Source organism: Thermodesulfatator autotrophicus, from assembly GCF_001642325.1.
GTDB classification, from domain to species: domain Bacteria; phylum Desulfobacterota; class Thermodesulfobacteria; order Thermodesulfobacteriales; family Thermodesulfatatoraceae; genus Thermodesulfatator; species Thermodesulfatator autotrophicus.
Map to the genome: position 1 here is coordinate 1 of NZ_LSFI01000086.1, position 616 is coordinate 616.

At 46.9% G+C, this 616-nt stretch carries 2 protein-coding genes; both read right to left on the reverse strand.

Features of this window, described 5'->3' with window-relative positions:
• Nucleotides 1-337: coiled-coil domain-containing protein (locus TH606_RS10915; RefSeq protein ID WP_068543992.1), on the reverse strand; the 337-nt coding region annotated here is incomplete at its 3' end.
• 45 nt (nucleotides 338-382) lie between these two features.
• The coding region (locus TH606_RS11940; RefSeq protein WP_231887785.1) for a hypothetical protein at nucleotides 383-616 on the reverse strand (234 nt) is incomplete at its 5' end.

Genomic DNA, 616 nt, shown 5'->3' on the forward strand with positions numbered 1-616 from the left:
CCGTTAATTCCGTGCGGACTTCGTCTATGCGTTTCGTCAAATCTTCCCGCACTTCATCTATTCGCTTATTAGTCTCATCTATGCGCTTATTTGTCTCGTCTATCCTGGCAGTTAATTCCGAACGCACTTCGTCTATGCGCTTGTTGGTCTCATCTATACGCTTGTTGGTCTCATCTATGCGGCGGCTCTGGTCCACCAGGTGGCGGTTCATGTCGTCAAGCCGTTTATTCGTAAGCTCCATCTGAACCCTGAGTTCCTGGTGGTCCTTCCTTATGTGCTCAAGCTCCGGGAGAATCATATCTTTTATAGCTGACCTTATGGCTTCTTTGATGTCCATGGCTCTCTCCATCCAGCTTTATTTTACTAATGGAGCATTTTTACATTACAGAGCATTATCGCAAGGCGACTTAGTCGCCGTGGCGATCTCTGATCCCTTCGCCACTGCTCGGGATAAAGATTGCTTCGCTCGCAATGACAACCCAAAAATTGCCATCTGTTTTACGCTTTCATTAATACGATACGCTTTCATTAATAATAGAGCCTTGACAAAATATTTTAATTGATTGTCTCCCCAGCCCCTGAGGCTGCTTCGCCTGTCCCGAGCGGAGCGAGGGAT